The following is a 4,974-nucleotide window of genomic DNA, read 5'->3' as shown; positions in this document are numbered from 1 at the left end:
GGCGCCAGGGCGGCTGTCCGACCTGGAGCCCGACGGCCGCGACCTCGTGCTGGTGGTGGGGCCCGAGGGCGGCATCTCCGCCGAGGAGCTGGAGCGGCTCACGGCGGCGGGCGCGGAGCGCGTGCTCCTCGGCGACACGGTTCTGCGCACGTCCACGGCCGGACCGGCGGCGATCGCGGTGCTGTCGGTCGCTCTCGGCCGCTGGTGACCGCCGCCGCGTGCAGGGGCCCCGGTAAGCTGAACGCATGAGCGAACCCTCGATCTTCACGCGCATCCTGAACGGGGACATCCCCGGCGAGATCCTGCTCGATGCGGGTCGGGTGTTCGTGATCCGCGACATCAACCCGCAGGCTCCGCTGCACGCGCTCGTGATCCCGAAGACCGAGGAGTACCGCGACGTGACGGAGCTCGCGGCGGGTGACCCGGGTCTGCTGGCCGAGATGGTCGCGGCAGCGAAGCGCATCGCCGACGAGCACGCCAACGGCGAGTACCGCCTCATCTTCAACAACGGCGCGAGCGCCGCCCAGTCCGTCTTCCACGTGCACGCCCATGTGCTCGGCAATCTCGAGGAGAACAAGCTCGTTGGCTTCTGACGATCAGGAAACCGTCACCGAACGCATCTACGCGGACGGTGTCGCGATGGTGCAGCTGCTCGGTCCGCAGGACCGCCTGCTGCGGATGCTGGAACGCGAGCACCGCGATGTGCAGGTGCTCGTCCGCGGCAACGAGATTACCCTGACGGGCGAGCGCGACGCCGTCGCGAAGGCGAAGAACCTCGTCGACGAGCTGCTGGCGATGACGAAGGCCGGGCACGACCTGGCGCCCAGCGACGTGTCCAGCTCGGCGCGCATGCTCCGCACCGAGGGCGGTCCGCGCCCGAGCGAGGTGCTCGGCGAGGCGATCCTGTCGACCCGTGGCAAGGTGATCCGCCCGAAGACGCTCGGACAGAAGGAGTACGTCGACGCGATCGAGGAGAACACGATCGTGTTCGGCATCGGCCCGGCCGGTACCGGAAAGACCTACCTGGCGATGGCGAAGGCCGTGCAGGCGCTGCAGCGCAAGGAGGTCACGCGCATCATCCTCACCCGTCCGGCGGTGGAGGCGGGGGAGCGGCTGGGGTTCCTGCCCGGCACGCTCACCGACAAGATCGACCCGTACCTGCGCCCGCTGTACGACGCGCTGAACGAGATGATGGACCCGGAGATCGTGCCGCGCCTGATGGCCACGGGGACGATCGAGGTGGCGCCGCTCGCGTACATGCGCGGTCGCACGCTCAACGACTCGTTCGTGGTGCTCGACGAAGCGCAGAACACCACGCCGGAGCAGATGAAGATGTTCCTGACGCGGCTGGGCTTCGGCACCAAGATGGTCGTCACGGGCGACATCACCCAGGTCGACCTGCCGCAGGGGTCTTCGGGACTGCGGCTCGTGACGCGGGTGCTCGACGGGATCGACGACATCCACTTCAGCCGGCTGACCAGCGACGACGTGGTGCGGCACTCGCTCGTGGGGCGCATCGTCGACGCGTACAGCGAGTACGACGAGAAGCGCACGGCGCAGCGGTTCGAGCGCGAGCAGGCCGCGGAGTTCGCCAACAGGGCCGAGCGCCGCGGGGCGCAGCGACCAGGACCACGCGACCGGATGCCGAAACGGGGGCTCTCATGATCGAGATCAACAACGAGTCGGCGATCGACGTCGACGAGACGGTGCTGCAGCGGCTCACCGACTTCAACCTGGAGCAGCTGCACGTCAGTCCGGACGCCGAGGTGGCGATCGTGCTGGTCGACGAGGGCGCCATGGAGGCGCTGCACGTGCAGTGGATGGACGAGCCGGGCCCGACCGACGTGCTCAGCTTCCCGATGGACGAGCTGCGCCCCGGCACCGAGGACCGCCCGACGCCTCCCGGCCTGCTGGGCGACATCGTGCTGTGCCCGCAGGTGGCGGAGACCCAGGCGCAGGCGGCCGGCCACACGCTGATGGACGAGCTGATCCTGCTCACCACGCACGGTCTGCTGCACCTGCTCGGCTTCGATCACGCGGAGCCGGAGGAGGAGCGGGAGATGTTCGGACTCCAGAAGCAGCTGATCCAGGGCTTCGCCGTGTCCGAGCGCCGCCGCCGATGACGGAGATCCTGCTGCTGATCGCCGCCGTGCTGCTGGTGGCCTTCGGCGGCCTCATGGCTGCGATCGACGCGGCCTACGGCGTCACGTCTCGGGCCGGCCTCGCGGATCTGGCGACCGAGGGGCGACGGGCGAAGGCGCTCGAGCGCATCGCCGCCGACCTCGACGCGCACGTCAACGCGGTCGCGTTCATCCGGGTGCTCGCGGAGGTCACCGCGGCCGTGCTCGTCACGGTGGCGTTCACGATCATGTTCGAGAGCATCTGGTGGGCGATGCTCGCCGCGGCCATCCTGATGACGGGCATCACGTTCGTGCTCGTCGGCGCCAGTCCGCGCACGTTCGGCCACCAGCACGCCGAGGCCATGATCCGCGGGAGCGCGGGCATCGTGCGCGGTCTGCGCATCATCCTCGGCCCGCTCGCCCAGGGGCTGGTCGTGCTCGGCAACCGGGTCACGCCCGGCACGGGTCGCAGCTCGTTCTCGAGCGAGGACCAGCTGCTGAGCATGGTCGACGAGGCCGCGTCGAACGACCTCATCGAGGAGGACGACCGCGATCTCATCCACTCGGTGTTCGACTTCACCGACCAGTTCGTGCGGGCGGTGATGGTGCCGCGCACCGAGATGGTCACCGTGGACGCGGAGGCCACCACCGACGAGGCCATGTCGCTGTTCCTGCAGCGCGGGGTGTCGCGCATGCCGGTCGTGGACGACGAGGCCGACGACGTGGTCGGGGTGCTGTATCTGAAGGATCTGGTGCAGTTCGCCTACCGCGACGACCTGGCCTGGCGCGCGGCGTCGATCCGCCCGATCGCCCGCCCCGCGACGTTCGTGCCGGAGTCGATGCGCGCCGAGACGCTGCTGCAGCAGATGAAGCGCGACGCGGTGCACGTGTGCCTGGTGATCGACGAGCACGGCGGGATCTCCGGCCTCGTGACGCTGGAGGACCTGATCGAGGAGCTCGTCGGCGAGATCTCCGACGAGTACGATCAGGTATCCGCGGAGTTCGTGGATCTCGGTGCCGGACGCTACCGCGTCAGCTCCCGGCTGTCGCTGGAAGACGTCGGCGACCTGTTCGGCCTCGAGCTCGAGGATGAGGACGTCGACTCGATCGGCGGTCTGCTCGGCAAGGCGCTCGGACAGGTGCCGCAGCCCGGGGCGACGGCGGTCGTGGACGGTCTGGTCCTCACCGGCGGGGCCTCTCGGGGGCGCGGCCGCGGGATCGCGACGGTGTTCGTCGAGAGGGCCGCGGTGGCGGACGAGGTGCAGGAAGAAGGAGAGCGACGCGATGACTGAGGACACCCGGAGCGGATTCGTGACCTTCGTCGGTCGGCCGAACGTCGGCAAGTCCACCCTGACGAACGCGCTGGTGGGCGACAAGATCGCGATCACGAGCGAGAAGCCGCAGACGACGCGGCGCGCGATCCGCGGCATCCTGAACCGCCCGGACGGGCAGTTGGTGATCGTGGACACTCCGGGCATCCACAAGCCGCGCACCCTCCTGGGCGAGCGTTTGAACGACCTGGTGGAGCAGGTGCTGGGCGACGTCGACGTCATCGGGTTCTGCGTGCCGGCGACCGAGAAGGTCGGACCGGGCGATCGTCGCATCGCCGCCTCGCTCGACGGCTACCCGCGTGCGCAGAAGATCGCGATCGTCACGAAGACGGATGCGGCGGGGCGCGACGAGATCACGGAGCGCCTCATGGAGGTCGACTCGCTGCGCGAGGACTGGGCGGCCGTCATCCCGCTCTCGGCGCTGACGCGCGATCAGCTCGATGTGCTCGCCGACGAGATCCTGCAGCTCATGCCGGAGGGACCCGCGCTGTATCCGGCCGGGATCACGACGGACGAGTCGAACGAGGACCGCATCGCCGAGATCATCCGCGAGGCGGCGCTCGACGGCGTGCGCGATGAGCTCCCGCACTCGATCGCCGTGGTCGTGGACGACATCGCCCCCCGCGAGGACAGCGACCTGACGGACGTGCACGCGTCGATCGTGGTGGAGCGCGACAGCCAGAAGGCGATCATCATCGGCCATAAGGGCTCGCGGTTGCGCGACGTGGGCGCTCGCGCAAGGACGGGCATTGAGGACCTGCTGGGCACGCGGGTGTTCCTCGGACTGCACGTCAAGGTCGCGAAGGAGTGGCAGCGCGACCCCAAGCAGCTCGGCCGACTCGGGTTCTGAGATGAGACGGGGCACGACGTCGAAGGCGGCGGGCAGACCGCCGACCCCGCGGTCATGAGCGGCCGCAGCGAGGACCCGAACACGCTGCGGCACGAGGTCTTCACACGAGTGTTCGACGAGCACTGGGCGGCGGTGCGCCACCACATCGAGGGCGTGGTCGGTGACGACGACGAGGTCACCGAGATCGTGTCGGAGGTGTTCCTGGCCGCGTGGTCGCGTCTGCGACCGAGTCGTCCGCCCGGTCGGGTGTGGCTGCTGCGCGAGGCCGACCGTCGTCTGCGCACCCGTGGTCGACGGGGGGCGACCCGGCTCAGGGCACTCGATGCGCTGCACAACGGGCTGTCCGGCGACCCGGCGCCGCTGGGGCTCGTCGGCCGCAGTGAGGTGCTGCACGCGGTGGGTACCCTCAGCCCGGCCCAACGGCGTATCATCATGCTCACGTATTGGGATGGACTCACGGTGGGGGAGATCGCGGAGCTGGTGCGCGCATCGGAGTCACGGGTACGGAAGACGTTGCGTCTGGCGGAGGATCGGCTTCGCGCGGCGCTGGGCCTGGAGGGGACGGATACGCGTGATGCCTGACAACGCCCTGCTCGAGCGAGCGCTCACCGCTGCGGATCCGGCGCGGACTCCGCGCGACGCGGAACCGGACGCGCGGGCGATCGCGACGCGC

At 69.7% G+C, this 4,974-nt stretch carries 7 protein-coding genes; all 7 read left to right on the top strand.

Translation table 11 applies throughout. The features are described from left to right. Positions 1-208, top strand: a 208-nt coding sequence (locus DW309_RS15470; protein WP_136045886.1) for an RsmE family RNA methyltransferase, incomplete at its 5' end; no start/stop codon positions are given. Between the two features lie 37 nt (positions 209-245). Beyond that, the gene (locus DW309_RS15465; protein ID WP_136030553.1) at positions 246-593 is read left to right on the top strand and encodes an HIT domain-containing protein; all 348 of its coding nucleotides are present in this window, start codon (positions 246-248) and stop codon (positions 591-593) included. Positions 594-639: 46 nt separating this feature from the next. Then, the gene (locus DW309_RS15460) at positions 640-1,665 is read left to right on the top strand and encodes a PhoH family protein (RefSeq protein ID WP_240753260.1); all 1,026 of its coding nucleotides are present in this window, start codon (positions 640-642) and stop codon (positions 1,663-1,665) included. After that, the gene (gene ybeY / locus DW309_RS15455; protein WP_136030557.1) at positions 1,662-2,123 is read left to right on the top strand and encodes an rRNA maturation RNase YbeY; all 462 of its coding nucleotides are present in this window, start codon (positions 1,662-1,664) and stop codon (positions 2,121-2,123) included. Before DW309_RS15460 ends, ybeY begins: the two co-directional genes overlap by 4 nt. Then, positions 2,120-3,412 carry a hemolysin family protein gene (locus DW309_RS15450; protein ID WP_136030559.1) on the top strand — a complete coding sequence of 431 codons (1,293 nt, stop codon included), beginning with the start codon at positions 2,120-2,122 and terminating at the stop codon, positions 3,410-3,412. The genes ybeY and DW309_RS15450 overlap by 4 nt, the downstream gene beginning before the upstream one ends. After that, on the top strand, positions 3,405-4,301 hold the full coding sequence (era, locus tag DW309_RS15445) for a GTPase Era (protein WP_136045884.1): 897 nt from the start codon (positions 3,405-3,407) through the stop codon (positions 4,299-4,301). Before DW309_RS15450 ends, era begins: the two co-directional genes overlap by 8 nt. Before the next feature lie 54 nt (positions 4,302-4,355). Continuing rightward, positions 4,356-4,883, top strand: a complete 528-nt coding sequence (locus tag DW309_RS15440) for an RNA polymerase sigma factor (protein ID WP_136045883.1) — start codon at positions 4,356-4,358, stop codon at positions 4,881-4,883. Positions 4,884-4,974: the final 91 nt, after the last annotated feature.

The sequence above is a fragment of the Microbacterium sp. K41 genome (assembly GCF_004794395.1).
Lineage (GTDB): Bacteria > Actinomycetota > Actinomycetes > Actinomycetales > Microbacteriaceae > Microbacterium > Microbacterium sufflavum.
This window is presented reverse-complemented; position numbering and strand designations above follow the sequence as displayed.

Bases quoted from the DNA above. Each gene is read 5' to 3' on its own strand.
- DW309_RS15450 (WP_136030559.1), top strand. From the start codon at position 2,120: ATGACGGAGATCCTGCTGCTGATCGCCGCCGTGCTGCTGGTGGCCTTC.
- era (WP_136045884.1), top strand. From the start codon at position 3,405: ATGACTGAGGACACCCGGAGCGGATTCGTGACCTTCGTCGGTCGGCCG.
- DW309_RS15465 (WP_136030553.1), top strand. From the start codon at position 246: ATGAGCGAACCCTCGATCTTCACGCGCATCCTGAACGGGGACATCCCC.
- DW309_RS15440 (WP_136045883.1), top strand. From the start codon at position 4,356: ATGAGCGGCCGCAGCGAGGACCCGAACACGCTGCGGCACGAGGTCTTC.
- ybeY (WP_136030557.1), top strand. From the start codon at position 1,662: ATGATCGAGATCAACAACGAGTCGGCGATCGACGTCGACGAGACGGTG.
- DW309_RS15460 (WP_240753260.1), top strand. From the start codon at position 640: ATGGTGCAGCTGCTCGGTCCGCAGGACCGCCTGCTGCGGATGCTGGAA.